General features: G+C 42.6%; 1 tRNA gene. It reads left to right on the top strand.

Annotated elements, in window-relative coordinates:
- Window positions 1-75: transfer RNA gene (locus H6W53_RS20590), tRNA-Val, on the top strand.
- Window positions 76-272 lie beyond the last annotated feature (197 nt).

Here is a 272-nt window from a genome sequence, read left to right as displayed (position 1 = left end):
GGGTTCTTAGCTCAGTTGGTTCAGAGCATCTGGTTTACACCCAGAGGGTCGGGGGTTCGAATCCCTCAGGACCCACAGAAATCTCTCTTTTTTAAGGGAGATTTTTTTGTTTTATAATATTCTCCCCTATTCATAGGAGTTTACAGGATCAAGCGCAAAAGTTGGGATCAGGCTCAAAAGTTGGGGGGGGCTATACAAAAAGTTTAGTCAACCTAAATAGGAAGAAAGTTCTGTCTTTTACTCCCCGCAGCTGCATTCTGAAGTTTTTGATT

Source organism: Chryseobacterium sp. C3, assembly GCF_014218905.1.
GTDB classification, from domain to species: domain Bacteria; phylum Bacteroidota; class Bacteroidia; order Flavobacteriales; family Weeksellaceae; genus Chryseobacterium; species Chryseobacterium mucoviscidosis.
The sequence above is the reverse complement of the archived record's forward strand: the minus strand, read 5'-3'. Positions and strand labels throughout refer to the sequence as shown.